The sequence below is a fragment of the Pseudonocardia sp. Cha107L01 genome (genome assembly GCF_052566575.1).
Genome location: NZ_CP199579.1, coordinates 7707049 through 7733171, shown reverse-complemented (window position 1 = coordinate 7733171; position 26123 = coordinate 7707049). Strand labels below are relative to the sequence as shown.

The 26123-nt window shown below is 71.9% G+C and carries 24 protein-coding genes and 1 pseudogene; 16 read left to right on the top strand and 9 right to left on the bottom strand.

The genetic code is table 11. From position 1 onward, the window contains the following. Positions 1–54: 54 nt before the first annotated feature. On the top strand, positions 55–681 hold the full coding sequence (locus ACTXG6_RS36540; RefSeq protein ID WP_445183887.1) for an XRE family transcriptional regulator: 627 nt from the start codon (positions 55–57) through the stop codon (positions 679–681). A gap of 24 nt (positions 682–705) precedes the next feature. Here ACTXG6_RS36540 and ACTXG6_RS36535 read toward each other — a convergent pair whose 3' ends face one another. Next, a complete protein-coding gene (locus ACTXG6_RS36535) occupies positions 706–1365 on the bottom strand; it encodes a cyclase family protein (RefSeq protein ID WP_445183886.1) in 660 nt (219 codons plus the stop codon). A gap of 119 nt (positions 1366–1484) precedes the next feature. Here ACTXG6_RS36535 and ACTXG6_RS36530 point away from each other — a divergent pair. Continuing rightward, positions 1485–3022: pseudogene (locus ACTXG6_RS36530) on the top strand (purine-cytosine permease family protein). A gap of 78 nt (positions 3023–3100) precedes the next feature. On the opposite strand, the gene ACTXG6_RS36525 reads toward ACTXG6_RS36530, so the two are convergent. Further along, positions 3101–3304 (bottom strand): cold-shock protein, encoded by a 204-nt coding sequence (locus tag ACTXG6_RS36525; RefSeq protein WP_325712787.1) that lies wholly within the window; start codon positions 3302–3304, stop codon positions 3101–3103. 381 nt (positions 3305–3685) lie between these two features. On the opposite strand from ACTXG6_RS36525, the gene ACTXG6_RS36520 reads away from it, so the two are divergent. The 5 genes from ACTXG6_RS36520 to ACTXG6_RS36500 all read left to right on the top strand — a co-directional run bounded on the left by ACTXG6_RS36520 (position 3686) and on the right by ACTXG6_RS36500 (position 9137). After that, positions 3686–4321: a TetR/AcrR family transcriptional regulator gene (locus tag ACTXG6_RS36520; RefSeq protein ID WP_445183885.1), complete on the top strand. Its 636-nt coding sequence runs from the start codon at positions 3686–3688 to the stop codon at positions 4319–4321. Positions 4322–5528: 1207 nt separating this feature from the next. After that, positions 5529–6200, top strand: coding sequence for an RraA family protein (locus tag ACTXG6_RS36515; protein WP_445183884.1), 672 nt, complete (start codon positions 5529–5531; stop codon positions 6198–6200). Positions 6201–6204: 4 nt separating this feature from the next. Then, the gene (locus ACTXG6_RS36510) at positions 6205–7539 is read left to right on the top strand and encodes an MFS transporter (protein WP_445183883.1); all 1335 of its coding nucleotides are present in this window, start codon (positions 6205–6207) and stop codon (positions 7537–7539) included. A 33-nt stretch (positions 7540–7572) separates the two neighbouring features. Then, the gene (locus ACTXG6_RS36505; RefSeq protein WP_445183882.1) at positions 7573–8373 is read left to right on the top strand and encodes a carbon-nitrogen hydrolase family protein; all 801 of its coding nucleotides are present in this window, start codon (positions 7573–7575) and stop codon (positions 8371–8373) included. A 65-nt stretch (positions 8374–8438) separates the two neighbouring features. After that, positions 8439–9137 carry a GntR family transcriptional regulator gene (locus ACTXG6_RS36500; RefSeq protein WP_445183881.1) on the top strand — a complete coding sequence of 233 codons (699 nt, stop codon included), beginning with the start codon at positions 8439–8441 and terminating at the stop codon, positions 9135–9137. 95 nt (positions 9138–9232) lie between these two features. Here the strand turns inward: ACTXG6_RS36500 and ACTXG6_RS36495 are convergent, their stop codons facing one another. After that, on the bottom strand, positions 9233–10162 hold the full coding sequence (locus tag ACTXG6_RS36495) for a LysR family transcriptional regulator (protein ID WP_445183880.1): 930 nt from the start codon (positions 10160–10162) through the stop codon (positions 9233–9235). A gap of 72 nt (positions 10163–10234) precedes the next feature. Here ACTXG6_RS36495 and ACTXG6_RS36490 point away from each other — a divergent pair, with 72 nt between their 5' ends. Then, on the top strand, positions 10235–11473 hold the full coding sequence (locus ACTXG6_RS36490; RefSeq protein ID WP_445183879.1) for a DMT family transporter: 1239 nt from the start codon (positions 10235–10237) through the stop codon (positions 11471–11473). A 322-nt stretch (positions 11474–11795) separates the two neighbouring features. On the opposite strand, the gene ACTXG6_RS36485 is transcribed toward ACTXG6_RS36490, so the two are convergent. Next, on the bottom strand, positions 11796–12092 hold the full coding sequence (locus tag ACTXG6_RS36485; protein ID WP_445190197.1) for a DUF2795 domain-containing protein: 297 nt from the start codon (positions 12090–12092) through the stop codon (positions 11796–11798). A gap of 167 nt (positions 12093–12259) precedes the next feature. On the opposite strand from ACTXG6_RS36485, the gene ACTXG6_RS36480 reads away from it, so the two are divergent. From ACTXG6_RS36480 to ACTXG6_RS36470, 3 genes are all read left to right on the top strand, one after another. Further along, positions 12260–12613 carry a DUF3040 domain-containing protein gene (locus tag ACTXG6_RS36480; RefSeq protein WP_445183878.1) on the top strand — a complete coding sequence of 118 codons (354 nt, stop codon included), beginning with the start codon at positions 12260–12262 and terminating at the stop codon, positions 12611–12613. A gap of 132 nt (positions 12614–12745) precedes the next feature. Next, positions 12746–13630 (top strand): NAD(+)/NADH kinase, encoded by an 885-nt coding sequence (locus tag ACTXG6_RS36475; RefSeq protein ID WP_445183877.1) that lies wholly within the window; start codon positions 12746–12748, stop codon positions 13628–13630. Positions 13631–13723: 93 nt separating this feature from the next. Then, positions 13724–14614, top strand: a complete 891-nt coding sequence (locus ACTXG6_RS36470) for an alpha/beta fold hydrolase (RefSeq protein ID WP_445183876.1) — start codon at positions 13724–13726, stop codon at positions 14612–14614. 54 nt (positions 14615–14668) lie between these two features. Here ACTXG6_RS36470 and ACTXG6_RS36465 read toward each other — a convergent pair whose 3' ends face one another. The 3 genes from ACTXG6_RS36465 to ACTXG6_RS36455 all read right to left on the bottom strand — a co-directional run bounded on the left by ACTXG6_RS36465 (position 14669) and on the right by ACTXG6_RS36455 (position 17165). Next, a complete protein-coding gene (locus tag ACTXG6_RS36465; protein WP_445183875.1) occupies positions 14669–15103 on the bottom strand; it encodes an acyl-CoA thioesterase in 435 nt (144 codons plus the stop codon). Positions 15104–15159: 56 nt separating this feature from the next. Continuing rightward, positions 15160–15915, bottom strand: a complete 756-nt coding sequence (locus ACTXG6_RS36460; protein WP_445183874.1) for a fumarylacetoacetate hydrolase family protein — start codon at positions 15913–15915, stop codon at positions 15160–15162. Between the two features lie 113 nt (positions 15916–16028). Further along, positions 16029–17165 (bottom strand): cupin domain-containing protein, encoded by a 1137-nt coding sequence (locus ACTXG6_RS36455; RefSeq protein WP_445183873.1) that lies wholly within the window; start codon positions 17163–17165, stop codon positions 16029–16031. 128 nt (positions 17166–17293) lie between these two features. Here ACTXG6_RS36455 and ACTXG6_RS36450 point away from each other — a divergent pair, with 128 nt between their 5' ends. From ACTXG6_RS36450 to ACTXG6_RS36440, 3 genes are read left to right on the top strand one after another with little or no spacing between them, the layout of a single operon-like run. After that, positions 17294–19723 carry an oxidoreductase gene (locus tag ACTXG6_RS36450; RefSeq protein WP_445183872.1) on the top strand — a complete coding sequence of 810 codons (2430 nt, stop codon included), beginning with the start codon at positions 17294–17296 and terminating at the stop codon, positions 19721–19723. A gap of 5 nt (positions 19724–19728) precedes the next feature. Beyond that, complete coding sequence (locus ACTXG6_RS36445; protein ID WP_445183871.1) at positions 19729–20730, top strand: carbon-nitrogen hydrolase family protein; 1002 nt, start codon at positions 19729–19731, stop codon at positions 20728–20730. 3 nt (positions 20731–20733) lie between these two features. Further along, entirely contained in the window at positions 20734–22383 is a 1650-nt protein-coding gene (locus ACTXG6_RS36440) for an AMP-binding protein (protein WP_445183870.1), read from the top strand. Here ACTXG6_RS36440 and ACTXG6_RS36435 read toward each other — a convergent pair. Further along, positions 22364–23203: a PaaX family transcriptional regulator gene (locus tag ACTXG6_RS36435; RefSeq protein WP_445183869.1), complete on the bottom strand. Its 840-nt coding sequence runs from the start codon at positions 23201–23203 to the stop codon at positions 22364–22366. The two genes, ACTXG6_RS36440 and ACTXG6_RS36435, sit on opposite strands and share 20 nt — an antisense overlap. Before the next feature lie 90 nt (positions 23204–23293). Here ACTXG6_RS36435 and ACTXG6_RS36430 point away from each other — a divergent pair, with 90 nt between their 5' ends. Both ACTXG6_RS36430 and ACTXG6_RS36425 read left to right on the top strand, forming a co-directional pair. Beyond that, complete coding sequence (locus ACTXG6_RS36430) at positions 23294–24133, top strand: metallophosphoesterase family protein (protein WP_445183868.1); 840 nt, start codon at positions 23294–23296, stop codon at positions 24131–24133. Beyond that, positions 24130–24789, top strand: a complete 660-nt coding sequence (locus ACTXG6_RS36425) for a 4'-phosphopantetheinyl transferase family protein (protein WP_445183867.1) — start codon at positions 24130–24132, stop codon at positions 24787–24789. The genes ACTXG6_RS36430 and ACTXG6_RS36425 overlap by 4 nt, the downstream gene beginning before the upstream one ends. Positions 24790–24794: 5 nt before the next feature. On the opposite strand, the gene ACTXG6_RS36420 is transcribed toward ACTXG6_RS36425, so the two are convergent. Continuing rightward, positions 24795–25979 (bottom strand): ROK family protein, encoded by a 1185-nt coding sequence (locus ACTXG6_RS36420; RefSeq protein WP_445183866.1) that lies wholly within the window; start codon positions 25977–25979, stop codon positions 24795–24797. Between the last annotated feature and the right edge of the window lie 144 nt (positions 25980–26123).

The window sequence follows — 26123 nt, the reverse complement described above, 5'->3', positions numbered from 1 at the left end:
GTGCCACACTCGGGACTCGCGGGCGGTCCGCCCGCCGGACCGGAGGAGGCAGCGGTGGGGCGCACCCCGGAGATGGCCGAGCCTGCCGAGCGCCCGCTGATCGGGGCCCGGCTGCGGGCCGCGCGGCTGGCACGGCGGCAGACGGTGGCCGAGGTCGCGGCGGCGAGCGGGATGACCAAGGGCTTCCTGTCCCGGCTGGAGCGCGACCGGGCGAACGCCTCGGTCGCCGCGCTGATCCGGCTGTGCCACGCGCTGGACCTCGCGGTGGGCAGCCTGTTCGAGCCGCCGCCGGCGGGGGAGGTGGTCCGGCGGGGCGAGTACCCGCCGATCTCCTTCGGTGGCAGCGGGCTGCGCGAGTTCCTGCTCACGCCCAGGGGGGAGCACCGGCTGCAGGCCATCGTCACCGAGCTGGAGCCGGACGGCGGCAGCGGCGCGGAGCCGCACACGCTGCCCGGCGACGTCGAGTTCGTCTACGTGCTGGACGGGCTGTTGCGACTGGACTTCCCGGGCGGTGACCACGGCGAGTCCACCACGCTGGGGCCCGGTGACGCGTTGACCTTCACCCCGGGCATCCCACACCTGTTCCAGTCGGTCGCCCAGTCGGGCACCACCCGGGTGCTCTGGGTGATCAGCCCAGCGCTGCCGGACGGGGCGCGCCTGCACGGCCAGTCGGGGCGCTGAGCTGGGCAGATCCACCGGGAGGGCTCACCGTCCCGCCATCGCTACCGCGCGGACCGGGGCGCCGTCCGCGTCGGCCAGCGCGAGTGGGAAGAAGCTCAGCACCGGGTCGGCCAAGCGCTCCAGCGCGGACACGTTCGTCAGGTTCTCCATGATCACTCCGCCGGCGCCGAGCAGGATCTGGTGCGCGGGCAGCGAGCCGGGCTCCTCGCCGTCGGCGGGGGTCGGGTCCGGGCTCAGCGCGTCGATGGCGACCGAACGCACCCCGCTGGCCACGATCCGCCGGGCCGCGGCCGCGGTCAGCCAGGGGTGCTCCAGGTAGCGCGAGGTGCCGAAGTGCTCGGACCAGCCGGTGTGCAGCACCAGCACCGCGCCGGGCCTCAGCGCCGCCGCGCACGGCTCCAGCTCGGCCCAGTCGATCGGGGCCCTGGCGGGCCGGCCCCGGACGTCGGCGACCACTGCGGGCCCGTGGAACAGGGCGAGGTCGAGCTCGTCGAGGCGGGCTCCGTCGGCCAGCACATGGAAGGGCGCGTCCACGTGCGTGCCGGTGTGTGAGCCGGCGTGGATGCTCAGCACGTTCACCCCGTCCGCCGCGAGCTGGGCCGCCGGATGGATCGAGACGGGTGGGTCGCCCGGGTAGACCTGCATGCCCCCGTGCACCGGCTGGGACAGATCCACGATCTCCACGGCAGCTCCTGACCTAGACGACAGAGGTATCCTGGTAGAAAACAAGAGTTGTCTATTGCGGTTCCAGTCCTTACCCTGCCTGACAGGCGCTCCGCTGCGCGCAACCGACTGGAGGCGACGTGACCGCTACCCCGACGGCACCCGGTCCCCGCCAGCCCCGGGCCACCGAGGTCGAGCAACACGGCATCAACACCATTCCGGATGCCGACCGCTCCTCGGGCGCCTGGGACCTGTTCCGGATCCAGTTCGGCGGTGCGAACACCTTCGCCACGGTGCTCATCGGAACCACTCCGATCATGCTGGGGCTCACGCTGCCGCAAGCGGTGCTGGCCACTGTCCTCGGGGTGGTGGTCGGCGCGCTGATCCTGGCGCCGATGGGTCTGTTCGGGCCGCGCACCGGTACCAACAACGCGGTGTCCTCCGGAGCGCACCTGGGAGTGCGGGGCCGGGTCGTCGGCTCGTTCCTGTCCCTGCTCACCGCGATCGCGTTCTACTCGATCTCGGTGTGGGTCAGCGGGGATGCACTGGTCGGCGGCGCGGCGCGGTTGTTCGGGGTACCGGACTCGACGCTGCTGCGGGCCGCCGTGTACGCGGTGCTGGGCGCGGTGGTGATCGTCGTGGTTGTCTACGGCTACCAGTTCATGCTGTTGGTCAACAAGCTGGTGGTGGTCGCCAACACGGTGCTGATGCTGCTCGCCGTGCTGGCCTTCGCCGGTGCCTTCAGCGCGGCTCCGGCGGCCGGTGCCGGTGGCTATGCGCTGGGCTCGTTCTGGCCGACGTTCGTGCTCTCGGCGCTGATCGTGATGGGCAACCCGGTGTCGTTCGGGGCGTTCCTGGGTGACTGGTCGCGCTACATCCCGGCGGCCACCCCGCCGAGCCGGCTGCTCTGGGCAACCGTGTCGGCGCAGCTGGCGACCTTGGTGCCGTTCCTGTTCGGGGTGTTGACCGCGACCCTCACCGTGGGCCGGGGCGACTACGTGTTCACCCTGATCCAGCTGTCCCCGCTGTGGTACGCGCCGCTGCTGATGATCGTGGCGTTCCTCGGCGGGCTGTCCACCGGGATCACCTCGCTCTACGGCACCGGGCTGGACTTCTCCTCGGTGTTCCCCCGGCTGAGCCGGGTGGCCGCCTCACTGGTGGTGGGCGCGGTGGCTTTCGTGTTCATCCTGGCCGGGCGGCTGCTGTTCGACCTGACCGCCAGCGTCAACGCGTTCATCGGCGCGATCGTCATCTGCACGACGCCGTGGATGGCGATCATGATGATCGCTACCTGGTGCGCCGCGGTGACTACTTCCCGGCCGACCTCCAGGTCTTCAACGAGGGCCGGGTGGGCGGTCGCTACTGGTTCTCCGGCGGGGTCAACTGGCGGCCGATGACCGCCTGGATCGTGGCCGCGGTGGTCGGGCTGATGTTCGCCAACTACCCGCCGCTGGTGGTCGGCCCACTGCACGACGTCGCCGGTGGCATCGACATCAGCCTGCCGGTCAGTCTGGCGCTGGCCGCGGCGACGTACCTGGTCAGCCTGTGGGTGGCGCCGGAGCCCCGGTACGCGTTCGGCCCGACCGGACCGCGCTGGGTGCCGGTCCGCGACGGCGTGCCGCCGCCGATCACCGACGACACCGGTGCCTCGACGCACCGGGTGGCCCGCCGGGCCTGACCTGGTTCAATGCCCTGGCGGACAGCAAACGACCCCGGGCGGAGTTGCCGCCCGGGGTCGCTTGTCTAGTGGTCGACTTCAGATGACCTGCACCGAGTCGGCCTGCGGGCCCTTGGCGCCCTGGCTGACCTCGAAGGAGACACGCTGGTTCTCCTCGAGGCTGCGGAAGCCGGATCCCTGGATGGCCGAGTAGTGCACAAAAACGTCCGGGCCATTGTCGTCGGTGGAGATGAAGCCGAAGCCCTTCTCCGCGTTGAACCACTTCACAGTGCCCTGAGCCATGTCTCTCCTGATGTGCGTAACGACCGACACCGCGCCGGCCGGTGTTGCGCTGAGCCCGCGCTTATCTGAGAGGTTCCCCAGAGCCACGAAGCCCGGTCTGTCACGCTCCACGGACGCTTCGCAACGATCGAGGAAAACACGACTGCAACGTGCTGAAAGCTATCACAACGGGGCGTCGGAACGCTCTGTGCGGGTTGACCGTTCGGCTCTGAGCGGCCGGCTTGACGCGACGAACGGTAGTGCCCGACCAACGTCCACTGAGTGTGTACCGGATCTTCCGGAGATCGCCTGCGCTCGGCCGGCAACGCGCTCGAACCGGGGGTGTGGGCCGGTCGCGTCAGGCACTCCGGCGGTGTGCTGAAGCGGTATACATTGCCCCCGATGAGTGCGACCAGCACGCCGGCCGACCCGGGGCGGACCCGCCAGCCCCGGATGCCCATCGAGGTGCGCCGCGAACAGGTGTTGGACGTCGCGCTGAAGCTGATCGTCGAGAAGGGCTATGCGGCGGCCACCATGGAGGCGGTGGCCCGCGAGGCCGATCTCGCCAAGCCGAGGGTGTACAGCGCCTACCCGGGGCGCGGACCGCTGCTGCGCGCGCTGTTGGAGCGCGAGGAGCGGCGGGTGGTGGCCACCCTGGCCGAGGCGATGCCATCGTTCACCGAGGACGCCGACTTCGCCGAGACCCTGACCGCCGCCGCGGTCAACCTGCTGCGCGCGGTGTCCGAGTACCCGGTGTCCTGGCGGCTGCTGATGCTGCCGGCCGACGACACGCCGCCGGAGGTCCGGGAGCACGTCTCGGCCGGTCGGCGGTTCGCGCTCGAGCAACTGCGCGCCCTGCTGGTGTGGGGGAGTGGCCGGCGGGGTGGGCTGGGTGGCGTCGATCTCGAGCTGACCGTCCGCGCACTGTCGGCGGTCGGCGAGCAGGCCGTCCGGCTGGTGCTGACCGAGCCGACGGAGTTCACCCCCGAGCGGTACGGCGACTTCGCCCGCACGCTGCTCCGCGCCCTGGCCTCCTGACACCCGCCGTCAAGGCTCACGCCGCGCGACGCGGTAGCGCTCACGCTGCGCGACGAGGTAGCGCTCAGGCCGCGCCCCCGCGGAAACGCTCCGGCCGCGCGACGTAGCGCTCAGGCCGCGCCCCGTGGTAGCGCTCACGCTGCGCCCCGCGGTAGCGCTCAGGCCGCGCGACGCGGTAGCGCTCACGCCGCGCCCCGCGGTAGCGCTCGCGCTGCGCGACGCGGTAGCGCTCACGCTGCGCCCCGTGGTAGCGCTCACGCTGCGCGACAGCTCGCTGGTGCGCGCGCCGGCCGTGTTCGCGCCACGCACGCACGCACGCCGACGCAGCCACCGTGTCGCTCGCGCAGACCCCTCGGGGTCTGCGCGAACGGCGGCAGGTCTGTGCGCACACGGGGACTTGGCGGCGATTCCCGGTGACCCCGGGCCTCCCGGCGGCCGGCGAGAGCTCACGCCGCCCGTACCCGGTGCACCTCATTGACGTGCACCTCGTTACCGAGCTGCACAGCAGGCTGGTTTTTGCTCGCCCGGACCAGCCTCCTGTGTAGCTCGGTAACAACAGGCCGGGTGACGGGTTCCCGTTCCGGCCGTGTCCGCGCCGGCCGTGTCCGCGCCGGCCGTGTCCGCGCCGGCCGTGCCCGCGCCGGCCGTGCCCGCGCCGGCCGTGTCCGCCCCGGCACAGACCCCGTGCAACTCGCACAGCCCGTGCAGGGACTGTGCGAGCCGCGGTGGGTCTGTGCCGGCGGGGTTCACGTTCCGGCCGCGTTCGCGGTGCGGCCGGCGTTCGCGGTGCGGCGGGGGTTCGCGGGTGCGGCCGGGGTTCGCGGTGCGGCCGGGGTTCGCGGTGCGGCGGGGGTTCGCGGGTGCGGCCGCGGTTCGCGGTGCGGCCGGCGTTCGCTGTGCGGCCCGGGGTTCGCGGTGCGGCGGATCTACGGTGCGGGCCGGGTGCGGCCGGGGTTCGCGGTGCGGGCTGGGTTCACGGTGTGGCCGTGCCGCTCGCCGCCGTGAGAGCCGCTTCTGAATCGGTTCACCTGTGCCGGGGCCTTGGAGGGTGAACCCTAACACTGGTACGCATACTTAACGCATGCGTTACGTATGCGTTGATCGAAAACGGCCGGGCTCACGATGGCCGGGACCAACCGCGGCGGTCGCACCGCGGCGGGCCGATCGGACAACAGGCGGGTGCCGCTCGCCGGACGAGGAGCGAAAGATGTTCGTGCGCGGGCGTGCCACCGAGCCGCTGGATCCGAAGATCGTCGAGGCGTTGAGCAAGGTGCAGACCTCGACCCTGGGGCACCTGCGGGACTACGGCTTCCCCACGGGGCTCACCCCGATCCGCCGGCCCCTGAAGTTCGTCGGCCCGGCGTTCACCGTGCGCCTGCCGCACCTTGACTCCACCGCCCTGCACGTCGCGGCCGACGAGCTGCGGCCCGGCGACGTGCTGGTCATCGACCAGTGCGGGGACAGCCGCTCCTGCTTCGGCGGCATGGTGTCGTTCACCGCGGCCACCCGGGGCGCGGTCGGCGCGGTGGTGAGCGGCTCGATCAACGATGTGGACGAGATCCTCGAGCTGGGCCTGCCGGTGTTCTCCGCCGGCGTGTCCGCGCTGACCACCCGCATCCTGGGGGTGGAGGGCGCGATCAACGTGCCGGTCACGGTGGGCGGCGCGGTGGTCAACCCGGGCGACGTCGTGTTCGGTGACTCCGACGGGGTGGCCGTACTGGGTCGGGAGGAGGCGCTGGAGATCGCCGAGACGCTGCGGGACAAGGAGTCCGCCGAGCCGGAGCTGCGGCGCAAGATCTCCGGGGGCACCCGGCTGGCCGAGTGGTCCGGCGCGCTGGCCGCGTTCGAGGCCAAGCTCGATCCCACCTCGGTGCGGTGACGCCGTGGCCGGGTCGATTCAGAGCGGTCGCACCGAACCGTCGGTAGGTGGCCGGGCAGACGAAGCGCCGACCGGCGGGACGCGGTGGCTGATCAGCGCCGGGCTGTTGCTGCCGGTGACCTTCGTGATGAGCATGGACCGGGCCGCAATGACAGCGGCGGCTCCGGTCATCCAGAAGGAGCTCGAGTTCTCGGTCACCCAGATGTCGGTGATCCTGACCGCGTTCTGGTGGGCCTACGCGCTGTTCCAGGTGCCCGGTGGCCTGGTCACCCGCCGCTTCGGCCCGCGCCGGACGCTGGCGCTGGCCGGGCTGTGGTGGTCGGTGTTCACCTTCGTCACCCCGTACGGCGTGGTGTTCCTCGGCTTCGTGGTGATCAGGGCGGTGCTCGGGATCGGGCAGGCGGCCGACTGGCCCGCCTCGGTGTTCACCCTGCACCGCTGGTTCCCGCAACGCGAGCAGTCCAGGGCGAACTCGCTGCTGCTCTGCGGGCTGTACCTGGGCAACGTGGTCGGCACCCCGCTGGTGGTGTGGATCATGACGTCGTTCGGCTGGCACCAGGTGTTCCACCTCTTCGCGGCGGTGGGTGCGGTGCTCGCCCTGCTCTGGTGGTGGCAGGTACGCGACGAGCCGCGCGAGCACCCGCGCATCTCGGCGGCCGAGGTCCGCTACATCGAGTCCGGCCGCGGGGTCGACGAGATCGAGCGCCGGGCCGAGCTGCCCTGGCGGGCCTTCTTCGGCTCCGGGCAGTTCTGGGCGATCGGCGCGCAGTACGCGTGCCTGCTGCTGATCCAGGGTTTCTTCGCCACCTGGCTACCGACCTACCTGGTGGAGGCGCGCGGGCTCTCGCTCAAACAGATGGGCTGGCTGGGTGCGCTGCCCTGGGTGGCCATGCTGATCGGGGTCTTCGGCGTCGGCGCGCTCAACGACCGGCTGGTGCGGCGCTGGTCCAGCCGAATCCGCCTCGCCGCCGCCGGATACCTCGCCGCCGCCACGTTCCTGGTGCTCGGCGCGCTGACCGCCAGCGTGCCGTGGATGATGCTCTTCCTCTGCCTGAGCCTCGGCTCGGTCGGCATGGTGCAGGTCCAGGTCTGGGCCGCGTGCCAGGACCTGGGCGGCGAGCACTCCGCGACGGTGACCGGCTGGACGAACCTGTGCGGCAACCTGATGTCGGCCGCCGGCCCGCTGTTCACCGGCATCCTGGTCGGCATCGGCGGCGACTGGCTGCTGGCACTGATGATCCTGGCAGTCGCCGGGGTACTCGGAGCGGGCTGTTGGTTCTTCGTCCACCCGGAGCGTCCGCTGCGCACCGGCACTGTCCCCTCGAACGTCACGCCCTGACCGATCTGCCCGGACGAAGGAGCTAACACCGTCATGACCGTGCCTGTCGCCGTCGCCCAGTTCGCCACCGGACTGGACAAGACGGAGAACCTGAAACTGGTCCGCGAGGCGATCACCACCGCCGCAGATGCCGGCGCCCAGCTGGTGATCACCCCGGAGAACGGGATGTACAACGATCCGACGAACGTGGGCACCGACGCCGGCTACCCGGAACCGCTGGACGGGCCGTTCCTGACCGGGATCCGGGACACCGCCCGCGCCGCCGGTGTGACCGCGGTGGTCGGCATGGCCGAGTCGGTCGAGGGCGACGCCAGGGCGTACAACACGCTGGCTGTCGTCGGGCCGGACGGGGCGCTGATCGGGGTTTATCGCAAGGTCCACCTGTACGACGCGTTCGGCTACGCGGAGTCGGACAAGATCATCCCTGCCGAGGTCACCGACCCGCTCACCTTCGACCTCGGCGACCTCCGCTTCGGCGCGATGACCTGCTACGACCTGCGGTTCCCGGAGATGGCGCGGACGCTGGTGGACGCCGGCGCCACCGCGATCGTGCTGCCGGCGGCCTGGGCGTCCGGCCCGGCCAAGGAGGACCACTGGGCCACCCTGGTCCGGGCCAGGGCCATCGAGAACACCTGCTTCGTGCTCGCCAGCGGGCAGACCGGGCCGCGCTGCACCGCGCAGAGCATGATCGTCGACCCGATGGGGACCGTGGTGGCCTCGGCGGGGGAGCAGCCGGGTTTTGCGCTCACCTCGATCGGCCTGGACCGGGTCGAGCAGGTGCGTACGGTGAACCCGTCGCTGGCGAACCGCCGGTTCCGGGTCACCCCGGCGTGACCGTCGCGTCCGGGGCCGGACCTCTAGACTCGCTCTCGCTGGCCCCGGACCCAAGGATTGTGTTGATGCGGGAACCGATCGCGCTGCCGAGGGTGCGGCCCGACCTGCCGGTCGTGGCGCGCCCGCCGGACGTGCCGGCCAAGGACTTCGCCTACCAGTACATCAAGGCGCTGATCGTCGACCTGACGCTGCCGCCCGGCGACATCGTCACCGAGATGGACATCGCCGGTGTCACCGGGCTGTCCCGGACCCCGGTGCGCGAGGCGTTCCTGCGGCTGGACGCCGAGCGGCTGATCCAGCTGCTGCCCCGGCGCGGCGCACTGGTCGCCCCGGTGACCGCGCGGCAGATCCGCGAGCTGTCCCGCACCCGGCTGGCGCTGGAGCTGTACGCGGTGCGGGAGCTGCACGAGCGCCGGATCCCGGTGGCCGACCAGCTGTGGCCGCTGGTCCACAAGCAGCGGGCGCTGCTCGACGACGGCGCGCCCTACCCGGAGATCATCGCCTGTGACCGGGAGTTCCACGCCACCATCGTGCGGGCGGTCGGCAACACCGTGATGACCGAGCTGTACGCGTCGATGGGGGATCGCCAGCAGCGCACCGGGGTGGCCGCGTTCATGGCCCAGCCCGGCCGCGCCGAGTTCGCCGTGGAGCACCACGAACGGATCGCCGAGGCACTGGAGCGCGCGGATCTGGCCGGTGCCGAGGAGATGCTGCGCGAGCACCTGGACCGGCACACCGACGAGCTGGACCGCTACCTGCCGTAGTTCGGGCCCGCAGCCCGTGCCGGCCGCACAGAGCCCGTGCCGGCCGCACAGGGGTTGCATGGTCTGTGCGGCCGGCACTGGGTCTGTGTCAGCTACTACGCGGTGCGCGCCGCCGCTGTGCTCGCCGCGGTTGCCAGGGCGTCCAGCGCGCGGCCGATGTCCGGTCGGCGGCCGGCGCCCGGGCCGGTCAGCGCGAACACCTTCCGGGTCACCGGCCGGCTCAGCGGGTGCAGGCTGACCGGCGCCCCGCCCTCCGGCAGGGCCAGCCTCGGCACCAACGCGACACCGGCGCCGGCCGCGACCAGGGCGGTGAGCACCGCGAAGTCGGTGGCCTCGGCGACCGTCTCCGGGACGAAACCGGCCGCCCCACAGGCCCGCTGGATCATCTCGTGGCAGGACTCGGCCGGCTTCGGCGCCAGCCACCGCGCCGTGCTGAAGTCGCCGAGCTCCACGATCTGGTCCGGCTCCAGACCGCGCGCGGCGGCCATCGACGGCGGCACCGCGAGCAGCACCGGATCGTCCAGCAGCCGCCGCTCCTCGAAGCTGGTGGGGACCTTGCGGGGGAGCAGCGAGTAGCTGTGCACGACGGCGACCTCCACGTTCCGGCGCAGCAGCGCGGCTACCGCGGCGTCCGGCTCGTGCTCGACGAGCCGCAGTGCCACCGGTCCGGCCGGGTCGTCCCGCAGCGCCGCCCAGGCCGACGGCACCAGGGTCCGGGCCGCCGAGGGGAAGGCGGCCAACCGGACCGTCCCGGTGCCGCGCCCGGAGAGCGCGGCCATCGCCGACTCGGCGGCGCCGAGGTCGTCCAGGATGATCTCGGCGTGCGACACCAGCAACCGGCCCGCCGGGGTCAGCGTGAGAGTTCGGCCGCGCTTCTCCAGCAGTCGCGTGCCGGCCTCGCGCTCGAGCGTGGCCAGGTGCTGGGAGACGGCCGGACCGGTCAGGTGCAGCGACTCGGCCGTGGCCGCGACCGTGCCGTGCTGGGCCATGCGGTGCAGGATGCGGAGCCGGCGCAGATCCAACATGTAAGTCCTACTTTGCTGATCAAGTAGAAAGAGTAAATAGTACTTATCGATGGTAGCCGCCATCCTGGTGGCATGGGTACCCCGCGTAATCCGCGAGCGTCCGTCGCACTGGCTCTCACCGTCGTGCTGTGGGCCTGCGCGTTCCCGGCGATCCGGGTCGGGGTGGCCGGCTACGGCGTGGCCGCGCTGTCGGTACTGCGGCTGGGCGTGGCGTCGGTGGCGCTCGGACTGGCCGCGCCGCTGCTGCGGGTCCGGCTGCCCAGGCGCGCCGATCTGCCGTTGATCGCGCTGTGCGGGCTGGCCGGGATGAGCGCGTACCAACTGCTGCTGAACTGGGGTGAGGTCGCGGTGCCGGCCGGTACCGCGAGCCTGCTGGTGTCCACCGCCCCGGTGTTCAGCGTGCTGCTGGCCTACCTCTTTCTCGGCGAGCGGCTCGGCCGGCTCAAGCTGGTCGGCAGTGCGGTGGCGCTGGCCGGCTCGGCGGTGATCGCATTGGCCGGCGGCGACGCGCACTACGCCTCGGCCGCCTGGCTGGTGCTGGCCGCGGCGGTGGTGCAGGGCGTCTACCACTGCGCCTGCAAACCGCTACTGCGCCGCTACACCGGCCTCGAGGTCGCCTGTTACGCGATGTGGGCCGGCACCCTCTTCCTGCTCCCGCTGGCCCCGGCGGCGATCGGGCGGATTGCGTCGGCGCCGATCGGGGCAACAGTGTCGGTGGTGTTCCTCGGCCTGCTCCCGTCCGCTGTCGGCTTCGTGACCTGGGGGTACGCGGTCGCCCGGTTCACCGTGACGGTGGCCACGGCGGCGCTGTACCTGGTGCCGGTCGTCGCGCTCGCGGTCGCGTTCGGCTGGCTGGGCGAACGGCCGCGGCTGATCGAGCTGGTCGGCGGGCTGGTCAGCATCGCCGGTGTCGCGCTGATCCACCTGGGGTCCCGGCACCCGGCGTCGGCGCAGTCAGCGCACCCGGCCGCGGATCCGGGGCATGAGTCGTCGGCCGCCGAAGGTGTGGGGCACGCTTCCCCGGGACGGTCGCCCACCGTTGCGGGCGCTCGGATCAGCCGCGCCGTCAGCCGTGATGCTGTCGGCGTCCGCCGGGCGCCTGGCCCACGGGATGCCGACCCGGCCGCGCCGGCGCTCCCGGGTGATCCGGGCCTCGGCGACCTGGGTGTTGAGCTGCTGGCTCCGCATCCTGGCGAGCAGCAGCATCGTCGCGCCGTGCCCGAGCGCAGTCAGCAGCAGCAGGACGCCGGTGCGGGCGATGATCGGCCGGGGGCCCGGGTCGTCACCGAGGTCGATCGAGGCGACCAGTAGGGCGGTGCCCAGCATGACCAGGTGGAACAGCACCGCGACCAGGACCGCCACCTGCCGGGAGTGCGCCGGGTCCTGGTAGACCTCGTCGAGGTAGGCCGGGCTCTGCCGGAGGATCAGCTGCCCGTCCGCCACCACGATGACCACCCCGATGAGCAGGATGAGCAGGTACGGGGTGCTGCTCACGGCGATTGACCTCCGACCGGGGGTGACAGCTGGGTCAGGTGGGTGCCGACCCGGGGCTGAATACCCGGTACGGCGGCGTTGAACCAGTCGCATTGAACCAGTCGCATTGAACCAGTCGCACTGAACCAGTCGGCCGACGCTACATCGCCGGGTTCGCCCGGGACTCCTGTGCGGACCGCGGGAGCGGCACCCGCCGCGACGCCGGGGCCGTCCTGGCTTGGATGAGGCCACCGCGGCGCACCTTGCTCAGCTCGACGGCGACTTCGCGCAGACTCTGGTAGGTCCGCACCGGGAGCCGGGTCAGCTCGCCGGTGTAGGCCGTGCCCGCGCCGTAGTACTGCGCCTGGGCGATCACCTGCCAGCGCTGGGCCGGAAACTCCAGGCCGGCAAGCACCTGCAGGATGCCGATCGACATGTGATCGACGTTGTTCCGCATTGTCTTCACCCGCTTGTGCTTGATCCTGATGTGACCGGTGTCACCCCGGTATGCCCGCCTTCCCGGATGCACAAACCTGCGTGTCTCAAAGTCGGAAATCCGGCGGTTGGAATGCCCTGACGGTGGTACCCAATGGCGGGGTGACCTGGGGAGCCGGAGGAGATCGGATGCTGACCGAGCGGGAACAACGGACACTGCGCGAGATCGAGCTGAGGCTGTCCGCCGACGCTCCTGACCTTGCCGCGAAGATGAGGGACCGGCGGACGCGCCAGCCGATGCAAGGCGTTCGACTCGCCCATGACGTGGTGGCGGTCTTCGCCGCGCTGTCGGCGACCGGGTGCTTCGCGGTGGGCGTGATCGGCGGGGGGCTGGTCGCGGCGCTGTTCGCCGCGGTGGTGGTGCAGGTGCGGGTCCTGCGGTTCCCGCCGCAACCCGATGCCGGCGGCACCCTGCCGGGCCGCCGCCGCAGGGGACCGGGCTGGCGCTCGGGGCACGGCCGCACGGACGGGGCGCCGCGCTAGCCGGATCACCGCGTGGCCGCGGCTCTGCCGGATCACCGGGCCGTGCTCCGGCGGCCGAGAGGGGCCGACAGGAGCCGAGAGGATTAGCCTTTCACCGTGGGGCATCGCTTGGTGTCCAGCCGCGGATGATCGGTGGTCGAGAGCACCTTGGCGGAGTCAGCGAAGCTCGGCGCGGTGGGGGTCGTGCTGCACCCGCGCCGTGACAATGCGCAGGCGGTGGAGGCCATCGCGGCCTGGGCGAAGTCCCGGTCCGTGCGGGTGCTCGGTCTCGCCGAGGAGTTGGACCGGCTCCGGGACCTCGCCGAACCGGTGAACGCCGATCAGCTGGCGGCCGAGGTCGACCTGCTGGTGAGCCTGGGTGGCGACGGCACCATGCTGCGCGCGCTGCGAATGGTGGACGGCTGCAAGGTGCCCGTGCTCGGGGTCAACCTGGGCAAGCTGGGCTTCCTCGCCGAGGTCGATGTGCCCGACCTGGCCGCCGCGCTGGAGGCGATCGGCCGAGGTGAGCACCGGGTCGAGACGCGCGTCTCGGTGACGGCCGACGTGGGCGGGCAGTCGAGTACGGCGTACAACGACGTCGTACTGGCGCGGCGCCCTGGCCAGGGGATGGCGGCGGTCGCGCTCTGGGTGGAGGGCAAGCCGTTCGTCCGCTATTCGGCCGACGCGATCATCGTCTCCACCCCGACCGGGTCGACCGCGTACAACTTCTCCGCCGGTGGGCCGATCGTCTCGCCGAGAGCCCAGGGACTGCTGGTGACCCCGGTCGCGCCGCACTCCTCCTTCAACCGCTCGCTGTTCCTGAGCTGCAGCGAGCCGCTGGCACTGGAGGTGCTCACCGGCAGCGGTGTGCTCGCGGTCGAGGTCGACGGCGAGGTCCGGATGGACGTCCGGCCGGGAGACATCATGCAGCTTGGCGTCGACCTGGACGGTGGGCAGGTGGTCCGGTTCGCCGGCTCCAGCTTCTACGACCGCGCGCGACGCAAGCTGCGGGTGACCGACTCCGCCGAGCTCGGCTGACCTCGGCGACATAACCACTTAGATTCGTTTGACAGGTTAGAAGCAGTGTGCTTGGCTGTGCCTAACCGCAAACGGCACTCTAAGGGGTTAGACATGGTCGAGGTTCGGTACCGCTACCAGGACGTCCGGGGGCACCAGCTGTTCTACCGGGAGGCCGGCCCGGTCGATGGGCCGACCATCGTGCTGCTGCACGGCTTCCCGACCAGCTCGTTCATGTTTCGCGAGCTCATCCCGCTGCTCGCCGACCGCTACCACGTGATCGCGCCGGACTACCTGGGGTTCGGCCTTTCCGATGCGCCGGCGGTGGACGAGTTCGAGTACACCTTCGACGCGCTCACCGAGCTCACCGCCGAGCTGCTGCGGCAGATCGGTGTGACCCGCTACGCGATCTACGTGCAGGACTACGGCGCGCCGGTCGGCTGGCGGCTCGCGCTGCGTGACCCCTCGGCGGTGTCGGCGGTCATCTCGCAGAACGGCAACGGCTACGAGGCGGGCTTCGTGCCGGAGTTCTGGTCGCCGATCTGGGCCTACGGCGAGGACGCCGACCCGGAGACCGGGGACGCGTTGCGCGGCGCGCTGGGCCTGGACGCGATCCGGCGGCAGTACGTGCACGGTGTGGCGGACCCGAGCGTGGTCAGCCCGGACACCTGGCACCACGACTTCGCGCTGGTCAGCCGCCCGGGCAACGACCTGGTCCAGCTGCGGCTGTTCCGCGACTACCGCACCAACCGCGACCTCTACCCCCGGCTGCACGAGTACCTGCGCGCCAGCCAGGTGCCGCTGCTCGCGATCTGGGGTCGCAACGACGAGATCTTCGGCCCGGACGGCGCCCGCGCGTTCGCCGCCGACCTGCCGGACGCGGAGATCGAGCTCCTTGACGGCGGCCACTTCCTGCTGGAGAGCCACCTGGACACGGCCGCCGGCTACATCCGGGGCTTCCTGGGGCGGGTGCTGGAGCGCCAGCCGGCCGGGGTCGCCGGCTGATCCGGGGCAGCTGATCCGGCGCGGGGGCTCCGTGCCGGGTCAGCTGTGGCCGGGTCAGCTGTCGGAGAGTCGTTCCGGTTGCTGCGGGCCGCCGTCCAGCAGGGCGGCCCGCACCGCGGGCGGCCAGGGCACCGCCTTCGGCTCGCCCGGGGAGGCGAAAGCGATGAACAGGTGGCCGTCGGCGGCCACGGTCTCGCCGGAGCTGACCCGGAAGTCGTAGCGGATGGACTTCTCGCCGACCCGGCCGACCGCCAGCTCGATCCGCACCGACTGCCCGAACCAGAGCCGGTCCCGGTAGTTGACCTCGTAGCGGACCCGGGGGATCCGGCCGAACAGATCGACCACACCGCGCCGTTGCAGCAGCGCCGTCTCGGCGGCGTCCACCCAGCGCTGCACGGCGCTGTGGTGGTGGTGACCGGCGGCGTCGGTGTCTATCCACTCGACCTTGCGCTCGATGACGACACTCGGCAGCACCGCATGATCTTCCACTCGACGCAGCATATCCAGTGGCCCCGCCCGGCCCGGGCCATTGTGCGCCGGCTCGTTCACCGGGCGTCCACCACCGGGTTGCGCAGGGTGCCGATGCCCTCGATGGTCGCCTCGACGACGTCGCCGGGCCGAAGGAACTGCGGCGGGTTCTGCGCGGCGCCCACGCCCTGGGGCGACCCGGTGGCGATCACGTCGCCGGGCTCCAGGGTGACGCCGGAGCTGATGTCGGCGATCAGCTGGGCGACCGTGAACAACATCTGCGCACTGTTGCCCTTCTGCTTCACCTCGCCGTTCACCTTCAGGCCCAGGTCCAGGGTCTGCGGGTCCGGCACCTCGTCGGCGGTGCGGATCGCCGGGCCGAACGGGGCGTACGAGTCCTGGCCCTTCGAGAAGAACCACTGGCCGGATCGGCGCTGGTCACGGGCGCTGATGTCGTTGACGATGCTGTAGCCGAACACATGGTCCAGCGCGTTCTCCCGGTTGACCCGCCTGGCGGTCCGGCCGATCACCACCGCGAGCTCGCACTCCCAGTCCAGCTGCTCGGTCAGGTCGCCGTTGTGCTGGATCGGCTCACCCGGCCCGACCACGGCGGTCGCCGGCTTGCTGAACAGCACCGGGCGGGTGGGCAGGTCCTTCGCGGTGTCCAGGGTGCGGCTGGACTCCTCGACATGCTCGACGTAGTTCAAGCCGACGCCGATGATCTTGCCGGGGCGCAGCGGGGCGTGCAGCCGCACCGACTCCAGCGGGCGGACCAACCGCTCCGGCGACCTGGCGGCGATCTCGGCGAGGACATCGGGGCCGGCGGCGACCACGTCGAGCAGGCTGCCGTAGCCGAGGCCGAGGTCGGCGACGCCGCTCTCGACCAGTACGCCGGGGCGGGCCGGGCGGGTGCGTCGGAGAAGGTGACGAGAAGCATCGGGATCCCTCAGTTCGGGGTGACGGGCTGGTGGCCGTCGTTGTCGGGGTAGGCCTCTTCGCGCCAGAAGCCCAGTGCGCGCATGACCGGGAAGTCGTTGAACGAGAACAGGCACGCGTCGTCGGAGGTGCTCGCGTTGGCGTGCTCGTGCCAGGCCCAGGACGGCACGCAGAAGATGTCGCCCTCGGTCCAGTCGATGCGCTGGCCGGCGACGATCGAGGTGCCACTGCCCTTGGCGGCGGTGTAGATCTTGGAGCCGACCTGGCGGTGCGCGCTGGTGGACTCGCCGGCGCGCAGCAACTGCATGTGCGCGCTCATCGTCGGCATCACCGAGCCGCCGGTGAGCGGGTTGCTGTACTCCATGATGATGCCGTCGTACGGCGAGCCGTCGCTGGCCTTCGCCGCGTTGAGCAGTGCCTCGTAGGTCGGTTCCCACGGGTAGGCGAGCAGTGGTGAGTGGCTCTTGTGCCAGGTGTCGGCGCCGAACGGGCGCAGCTGCCCGGCCCCGTAGGTGTACAGCGAGGAGTTCGTGACGCCGACCTGCTTCTGGTAGACGTCCGGGTGCACCTCGTAGAACGGTGCGTCCAGCGCGTTGACCAGCGGGATGTCCAACCCGTCCTGCCAGATCACCGGTCCGGCGGGGTCAGGGCCACCCTCGATGCCTTCGTTGCCGTGCTCGTGCCAGGTCCAGTTCGGGGTGATCGCGAAGTCGCGCGGGCCGACCTTCAGCTTCTGTCCGTCCACGATCGTCCAGGCCCCGGTGCCCTCCAGGACGAACCGCAGCGCGGCCGCCTGGTGCCGGTGCGCGGTCATCGACTCGCCGGGCCCCATCACCTGCAGGCCGGTGTAGAGCAGCCCGACGGTGGCGGCGATGTCGCGGCGCTCCGGGTTGTAGAGCGCGACCACCCTGCGCCCGGCGTCGTCCCCGCTGACCAGGCGCAGCGCCTCCAGCACCAGTGGGCGCAGGTCGGCGTAGCTCCACTTCACCGGCCTGGACTGGGGCTGCGGGTACCAGGGCTCGATCTTGTTGGCGATCGTCCACAGCGCGCCAGCCTCCAGTGCGGCCAGCTTCGCGTAGTACGCCTCCAGGTCCGCCGTGTCGCGGACCCTCGCCCTGCCGAGCATGTCGTCGCTGTAGGTGGTCACCGCTGCTCCTCCTCATGGGTGGTTCGCGCTCAAATCAATATAGCGTCTATCTGACGACAAAAAAATACTCTACAGTCACCTTCATGGCTGACCGGCACTGCTACCGGGCCTGCGCCGAAGGAGGACACATGCGGATCGCCGTGGTGGGCGGTGGGCCGGGCGGCCTTTTCTTCGCCGCGCTGGCCAAGCGGTTCGACCCGGGCCGTGAGGTGGTGGTCTGGGAGCGCAACGCCGCCGACGACACCTTCGGCTTCGGGGTGGTGTTCTCCGACGAGACGATGGAGGGCGTCGCGCGGGCCGACCGGACGCTGTTCGCCGAGGTCGAGCGGCACTTCGCCCGCTGGTCGGACATCGACGTGGTGCACCGGGGCCAGACCGTGACCTCCGGCGGGCACGGGTTCGCGGCGATCAACCGCAAGGTGCTGCTGCAGCTCATGCGGTGGCGCTGCGAGGAGGTCGGGGTGGACCTGCGGTTCAGCTCGACGGCGCCGCCGGTCGAGTGGCTGTCGCGGGAGTACGACCTGGTCGTGGCCGCCGACGGGGTCAACTCGGGGATCCGTCAGCAGTTCGCCGCCACGTTCGGCACGTCCCTGGACACCCGGTCCGCGCGGTACATGTGGCTGGGCACCGACAAGGTCTTCGACGCCTTCACCTTCATCGTCGAGCAGACCCCGTTCGGCCCGATGCAGGTGCATGCCTACCCGTTCAGTGCCGAGCGCAGCACCTTCATCGTGGAGCTGAGCGAGGCGACCTGGCGGGCCGCCGGCTTCGACGCCGATGCGGACGCGGCGGCCGGGCTACCCCCCGGGGTGAGCGACGAGCGCAGCGTGGCCCGGTTGCGGGAGCTGTTCGCGCCGCACCTCGGCGACGCCGACCTGATCGCCAACAACTCGAGGTGGATCCGCTTCAACACCGTGCGCAACCAGAGCTGGCGGCACCGGAACACGGTGTTGCTCGGCGACGCGGCGCATACCGCCCACTTTTCGATCGGATCCGGGACGAAGCTCGCGATGGAGGACGCGGCGGCCCTCGCCGGGTGCCTGCGCGGCGCCGGCGACACCGGCGGCGGGATCGACATCGACGCGACGCTGGCCGACTACGAGGCGCAGCGCCGGCCGGTGGTGCACAGCACGCAGCGGGCCGCGCAGGCCAGCCTGGAGTGGTTCGAGGACATCGCGCACGTGGTCCACCAGGACACCCCACAGTTCGCGTTCAACCTGCTCACCCGCAGCCGGCGGGTCACCTACGACAACCTGGCGCTGCGTGATCCGGAGTACGTGGCCGACCTGACCCGCTGGTTCGACGGCCAGGCCGGAGCCGGACCCGGAGCCGGGGCGGACGGCGAGCCCGGAGCCGGGTCGGACGGCGGGGCCACGAGCCCGCTGTTCCAGCCGTTCCGGCTCGGCCCGGCGACCCTGAAGAACCGGATCGTCACCGCGCCGATGGCCACCTACACGGCCCGGGACGGGATGCCTGGCGAGGAGGAGGAGCTCTGGCTGGCCGGCTCGGCACTCGGCGGCTCCGCACTGGTGCTCACCGGGATGACGGCGGTCAGTGCGGACGGGCGCGCCACGCCACGCTGCAGCGGGCTCTACGACGACACCCAGGCAGCGGCCTGGCGACAGATCGTGGACCGGATCCACCGGGTCTCCACCGCGCTGGTCGGCGTACAGCTCACGCACGCGGGCCGCAGGGCGGGGCAGCCGGCACCGGGGGAGCCGGCGGCCGGAGCCGGCTGGCCGACCGTGGCGCCCTCGCCGATCCCGTTCACCGCGGCCGAACCGGCACCCCGCGAGCTCGACGGGAGCCAGCTCGCCGCCATCCTGGCCGACTTCGTCGCGGCGACCGGGCGGGCCGAGCGGGCCGGCTTCGACGTCCTCGAGCTGCAGGCCGGGCACGGGCACCTGCTGTCCAGCTTCCTGTCACCGCTGACCAACCGGCGCACCGACGGCTACGGCGGCCCGCTGGCCGCCCGGCTGCGCTACCCGCTCGAGGTGCTCGACGCGGTGCGCGCGGCCTGGCCGGCCGGCAAGCCGCTGCTGGTGCGGATCTCCGCGGTGGACTGGGCGGACGGCGGCACCACCGTGGACGACGCCGTCGAGATCGCCAGGGCACTCGCCGCGCACGGCGCCACCGCGATCGACGTCTCCAGTGGCGAGGTGGTGGCGCACGAGCTGCCCGGGTACGGCCGCGGCTACCAGACCCCGTTCGCCGAGCGGATCCGGCACGGCGCCGCCGTCCCGACGATCGCGGTCGGCGGCATCTCCACCGCCGACGACGCCACCTCGATCATCCTGGCCGGCCGCGCGGACCTGGTCGCGGTGGGCCGCGCCGCGCTGCACGACCCGGCGTGGGCGTTGCACGCGGCGGCCGAGGCCGGCTACCAGGGCCCCGGCGCCCAGTGGCCCGCGCACTACCTGCCGGGCCGCACCCCGCCGCCCGGGCGCGGCAGGGACCGGGTGCGGCCGGGGTCGGCCGCACCGTTCGACCCCGAACCGGAGATCCACAGCCGTTGGCGCCCGGCGGGCCGATCCGCCGGCGAACTCGTCACGAGGTGACCCCCATGCTCGAACTGCCCCGCTTCACCGCCGCCGCGGTGCAGCACAGCCCGGTCTTCCTGGACCCGGCCGCGACGGTGCGCAAGGCCGTCGGGCTGATCGAGGAGGCCGCCGCCAACGGCGCCACGCTGGTGGCGTTCCCCGAGGTGTTCGTCCCCGGCTACCCGTACTGGAACTGGACGATGAACCCGGTCCAGGGGTCGCCCTGGTTCGAGAAGCTCTACCGGGCAGCCGTCGACGTACCCGGCCCGGAGGTCGCCGAGCTGTGCGCGGCAGCGCGGCGGCACCGCACCACGGTGGTGATCGGGGTGAACGAGCGCGGCCGGCACAGCCTCGGCGTGCTGTACAACACCGTGCTCACCATCTCCTCGGGCGGTGAGCTGCTCGGCGTGCACCGCAAGCTGGTGCCGACCTGGGCGGAGAAGCTCACCTGGACCCACGGCGACGGCAGCTCGCTCAAGGTGCACGGCACCGAGGTCGGCCGGATCGGTGTGCTGGCCTGCGGCGAGAACACCAACACGCTGGCCCGGTTCGCGCTGCTGGCGCAGGGCGAGCAGGTGCACGTGGCCAGCTACATCGCGCTGCCGGTGGCGCCGGAGGACTACGACATGGCGGACGCGATCGCCATCCGGACCGCCGCGCACGCCTTCGAGGGCAAGATCTTCTCGGTCGTCTCCACGTCCACGATCTCCGAGGAGATGATCGACGCGATCGCCGGGGACGACCAGGCGGTGCGCGACCAGCTGGCCCGCAAGCGCAACGCGCTGTCCGGGATCTTCGGCCCGGACGGCCGCCCGGTGACCGAACCGCTGATCGACACCGAGGGCATCGTGTACGGCGAGGTCGATCTCGCGCGGTGCATCCAGGCGAAACAGATGCACGACATCATCGGCCACTACAACCGGTTCGACGTGTTCTCGCTGCACCTGAACGCGACGCCGTTGCAGCCGCTGGTGATCACCGGCCGCCCGGCCGAACCCACCCCGGTACTGCCCGAGCAGGAGTGAGTCGTGCAGCTCTCGACCAGTGCGCATGTGGACACGTTCTGTCGGGACAACCTGCCGGCGCGGCGGGACTGGCCCGAGCTCGTCTTCGACCTGCCGGAACTGCGCTACCCGGACCGGCTGAACTGCGCGACCGAGTTGTTGGACGGGGCGGTCGGGAGGAGGGGGCCCGACCGCCCCTGTGTGCTCTCGCCGACCGGGACCTGGAGCTACGGCGAGCTGCTGGCCAGGGCGAACCAGGTTGCCGGCGTCCTGGTGGAGCTCGGCGTCGTGGCGGGCAACCGGGTGCTGCTGCGCGGGCCGAACAACCCGTGGCTCGCCGCCTGCTGGCTGGGCGTGCTCAAGGCGGGTGCCGTCGCGGTCACCACGATGCCGTTGCTGCGCGGGCACGAGCTGTCCAAGATCGTCGAGGCCAGCCGGCCCACGCTGGCGCTGACCGACCACCGCTTCGCCGCCGAGCTGCACGCGCTCGGCGGGGACCTGCCGGTGCTGAGCTACGGCGGCGACGCACCCGACGACCTGAGCGTGCGCGCCGCCGCCCGGCCCGCCACCTTCGACGACGTGCCGACCGCGGCCGACGACGTCGCGCTGCTGGCGTTCACCTCCGGTACCACCGGGGCGCCCAAGGCCACCATGCACTTCCACCGCGACGTGCTGGCGATCGCCGACACCTTCTCCCGGCACGTGCTGCGGCCGACCCCGGACGACGTGTTCACCGGCTCGCCGCCGCTCGCCTTCACGTTCGGCCTCGGCGGGCTGCTGGTGTTCCCGCTGCACGCCGGCGCGGCCACCCTGCTGGTGGAGAAGGCCGGCCCGGTCGAGCTGATCGAGACCGCCGCACGGCACGGCGTGACGGTCCTGTTCACCGCGCCGACCGCGTACCGGGCCATCCTCGCCTCGCCGAGCGCGCACCTGCTGCGCGGGCTGCGGCGTGCCGTGTCCGCCGGCGAGTCACTGTCGGCCGAGCTGGCCACCCGGTTCCACGTGGCCACCGGGCGCTGGCTCATCGACGGCATCGGCGGCACCGAGATGCTGCACATCTTCATCTCCGCCGCCGACGACGAGGTGCGCCCGGGCGCCACCGGCAAGATCGTGCCCGGCTACCGCGCCGCCGTGCTCGACCCGGACGGGCACCCGGTACCGGACGGCACGCCCGGGCTGCTCGCCGTCAAGGGCCCGACCGGCTGCCGCTACCTCGCCGACGACCGGCAGAGCCAGGCCGTGCGCAACGGCTGGACGCTGACCGGGGACACCTTCGTCCGCGACGCCGACGGCTACTACTGGTACCGGGCCCGCAGCGACGACCTGATCATCTCCGCCGGTTACAACATCGCCGGGCCGGAGGTGGAGGAGGTGCTGCTCGGGCACCCCGACGTGCTCGACTGCGCCGTCGTCGGCACCCCCGACCCGGACCGGGGCGCGATCGTCACCGCGTTCGTGGTGCTGGCGCCCGGGGTGGCCGGCGGCGAGCACACCCGGCGCGCGCTGCAGGAGTTCGCCAAGTCCTCGATGGCGCCGTACAAGTACCCCCGGCTGCTCGAGTTCGTGCCCGCGCTGCCCCGCAACGCGAACGGCAAGCTGCAGCGCTACCTGCTGCGCCGGCGGGCGGCCGCGCTACCGGTAGGCACCCAGCAGGTCAGCGGAGCGCCTCGGTGACGTGGTCGTCCGCCGGCGCGGCCAGCTTCTCGCGCAGCCGGGCGAACAGGTCCTGGGCCCGCAGGCCCTTCCAGTCGGCGGGCAGCAGTTCCAGCGGCAGGCCCGGGTCGGCGTAGGGGAGCCGGCGCCACCGGGTGACCATCTCGACGTAGTCGGCGAACGCCGCCCTGGGATCACCCGTGGAGCGCTGCTCCACCGGCCGGTAGCGGTCCAGGAACTCGGCGTAGAGCTGGTCCAGCGCGGCCAGGTCCCACCACCGCGCGATGTTGTGCGCCGGCTCGCCGAACGCGACGTGCTGGCCGCGGAAGACCTCGGCGTTGGCGGTCAGCTCCAGGCGTTCCAGCACCTCGGCGGCCTCGGACTCCAGGTGCCCCGGTGCGATCCAGACACCCGGGGCGACGGTGCCGAAGCCCAGCCGGGTCAGCTCCGAGCGCAGCCGGTAGCGCTTCTCCCGAACCGTCTCGGGCACCGAGAACACCACCACCAGCCAACCGTCTCCCAGGGTGGCGCGGCGGCGGCCGAAGATCCGGGCGTCGCCCTCGCTGAGAATGTCGTGCGCGGCGGGGGACAGCGTGTAACCCGCGGCGCCGCGGCGCTTCTCGGCGACCAGCAGCCCACGCCGCTTGAGCCGGGAGATCGACGACCGGACCGCCTGCGCGTCGACCCCGAGGTCGGCCATCAACCGCACCACCGAGGCCACCGAGAGCCAGCCGCCCTGGCGCCTGGCGTAGAGCCCGTAGACCGAGACGATCAGCTGACGGGGCTGGACACCGCCACCGGGGGCGTCCTCGGCTTCGGCGATATCGTCGACGACGGTCACAAAGAGACGATAACGTGCGGGCTCCTGGTGACCGGTGAGGTTGGTCTCCGCGCCGGAAGTCGTCGGCGGATCATGACTTAGTGTTGGGTGATGAGTGACTCGGCCGCGCGCCTTCTGGCGGTGAGCGATCTGCACGTCAGCTATCCGGACAACCGGGCAGTGGTGCAGAACCTGTTCCCCACCTCGCCGGGTGACTGGTTGATCGTGTGCGGTGACGTCGCGGAGACCGTGGCGGACGTCGAGTGGGCGCTGGCGCTGCTGGCGGAGCGGTTCGAGACCGTCATCTGGGTGCCGGGCAACCACGAACTGTGGACGCACCCCAGCGACCCGGTCCAGCTGCGCGGAGTGCCGCGGTACGAGCACCTGGTGCAGGTGTGCCGGCGGCTGGGGGTGCTGACCCCGGAGGACGAGTTCCCGGTATGGCGCGGCGAGGGCGGGCCGGTGCGGATCGCGCCGTTGTTCCTGCTCTACGACTACACCTTCCGGGCGCCGGGCACCGGGACCAAGGAAGCGTCCCTCGCCTACGCCGAGGAGACCGGGATCGTGTGCGCCGACGAGGTGTTCCTGCACCCCGATCCGTACCCGACGCGGGACGACTGGTGCCGGGCCCGGGTTGCCGAGGCGCGGCGCCGGCTCGACGCGGACGCCTCGGACATCCCGTACGTGCTGGTCAACCACTGGCCGCTGGCGCGTGAGCCCACCCTGGTGTTGCACTATCCGGAGTTCGCGCAGTGGTGTGGCACCGTACTGACCGCGGACTGGCACACCCGGTACCGCACCGCCGCTGTGGTGTACGGACATCTGCACATCCCGCGCTCGACGGTCTACGCCGGAGTGCCGTTCGAGGAGGTCTCATTGGGCTACCCGCGTGAGTGGCGCCCCCGGGACCGGCGGTTCGCGGCCCGGCCGGTGCTGGGAGGCCGGAGTTGATCGAGAAGCTGGTGCCGCCGTCGGTGGCGAGCAGTGAGTCCCTCGGGGACGTGTCCGAGTCGCTGATGCTGCCGGAGGAAGCGGCGGTGGTCACCAATGCCGTCGCGAAGCGGCGCCGGGAGTTCGGCACGGTCCGCCACCTTGCGCGGCAGGCGCTGGCCGAGCTCGGGATCGGCCCGGTGCCGGTGCTGCCGGGTGATCAGCGGGCGCCGATCTGGCCGGCCGGGATCGTCGGCAGCATGACGCACTGCAACGGCTACCGGGCCGCCGTCGTCGCGCGGACCAGCGACGTGCACAGCGTCGGGATCGACGCGGAGCCGCACGGGCCGCTGCCTGAGGGCGTGCTCGAGGCGGTCACGGTGCCCGAGGAGCTGCCCCGGTTGGCGGCGTTGAGCGCGGCCGATCCGACGGTGCACTGGGACCGCATGCTGTTCTGCGCCAAGGAGGCGGTCTACAAGACGTGGTTCCCGCTGACCGGGGCGTGGCTGGGCTTCGAGGAGGCCTCGGTGACCCTGCTGCCCGGCGGCGCCTTCTACGCCCAGCTGCTGGTACCCGGGCCCTGGGTGGGCAACACCGAGATCACCGGCTTCACCGGTCTGTGGCTGGTCGAGGACGATCTGGTGATCACCGCGATCACCGTGCCGGTGGCGGGGTAGCAGGCTCAGCCGAACAGGAGCTCGTCGATCCGGCGCGGCGCGAACACCTGGTCGGCGAGCAGCAGCGCGGTCCCGATGACGCCGGCGCGCTGGCCCAGTGAGCTGCACACGATGTGCAGCCGAGCCGTCGCCAGCGGCAGCGAGCGGCGGTAGACCATCTCCCGGACGCCGGCCAGCAGCTGTTCCTCGGCGGCGGCGAGCTGGCCGCCGATCACCACCACCCGGGGGTTGAGCAGGCTCACCGCGTCGGCCACGGCACCGCCGAGCACCCGGCCGGCGCGGCGTACCAGGCCGACCGCGGTGGCGTCGCCGGTCTGGACCAGGGCGACCGCGTCGTCGACGGTGCTGACGTCGTGGCCGGTGGCGCGCAGGTCCCGGACCAGCGCCCAGCCGCCCGCCCTGGCCTCCACGCACCCGGTGTTGCCGCAGCGGCACTCCGGCGGGTTCTCCTCGCCGGGGACGGTGACCTGCATGTGCCCGATGTCGCCGGCGGCGCCGTCGGCGCCCCGGTACACCGCGGAGCCGGCGACCAGCCCGGCGCCGATCCCGGTGCCGACCTTGATCATGAGCAGCGCCTCGGTCTCCGGGTAGATCCGTCTCTGCTCGCCGAAGGCCATCGCGTTGACGTCGTTCTCCACCATCACGGGGCAGCCGTAGCGCGGCCGGAACCAGCCTGGGATGTCGAACCGGTCCCAGCCGCTCATGATCGGCGGGCTGACCACCCGGCCACTGGCGATGTCGACCGGGCCGGGTACGTCCAGGCCGATGCCGTGCACGTCGGCGGGGGACCGCCGGACCTCGTCCAGCATCTCGGTGAAGAAACCGTCGATGGTGCCCAGCACCGGCAACGGCCCGTCGGCGATGTCGATGGCGACGGTCCGCTCGAGCTGGATGCTGCCGGTGAGGTCGGTCAGTGCGGCGCGCACGGCGGTGGCGCCGACATCGACCACCAGCAGCACGCCGCGGTCGCGGTGGAAGGCGAACTGGCCGGCCGGTCGGCCCCGGCCGGGCGCCTCCTCGCCGGCGGCCACCACCAGGCCGGCGGTGAGCAGCGCGTCGAGCCGCTGGGCGACCGTGGAGCGGGAGAGCCCGGTCCGCCGCATGACCTCGGCCCTGGTCAGCGGGCTGTCCGCGCGCAGCAGCGCCAGCAGCTCGCCAGGCGAGACGGCACCGCTGTAGGGCTCGGTCACAAGGTCAGAGTAGTTCTGCCGTTCAAAATTGCAAAGATGCCAGACTTTTGCTTGACGTTAGTCATTAACGGGCTTGTAATAGCGGGCAGGCCGAGCGAAGGCGCTCGGGTCCGGGACCGAGGAGCTCGAAATGGCTGTGACGTA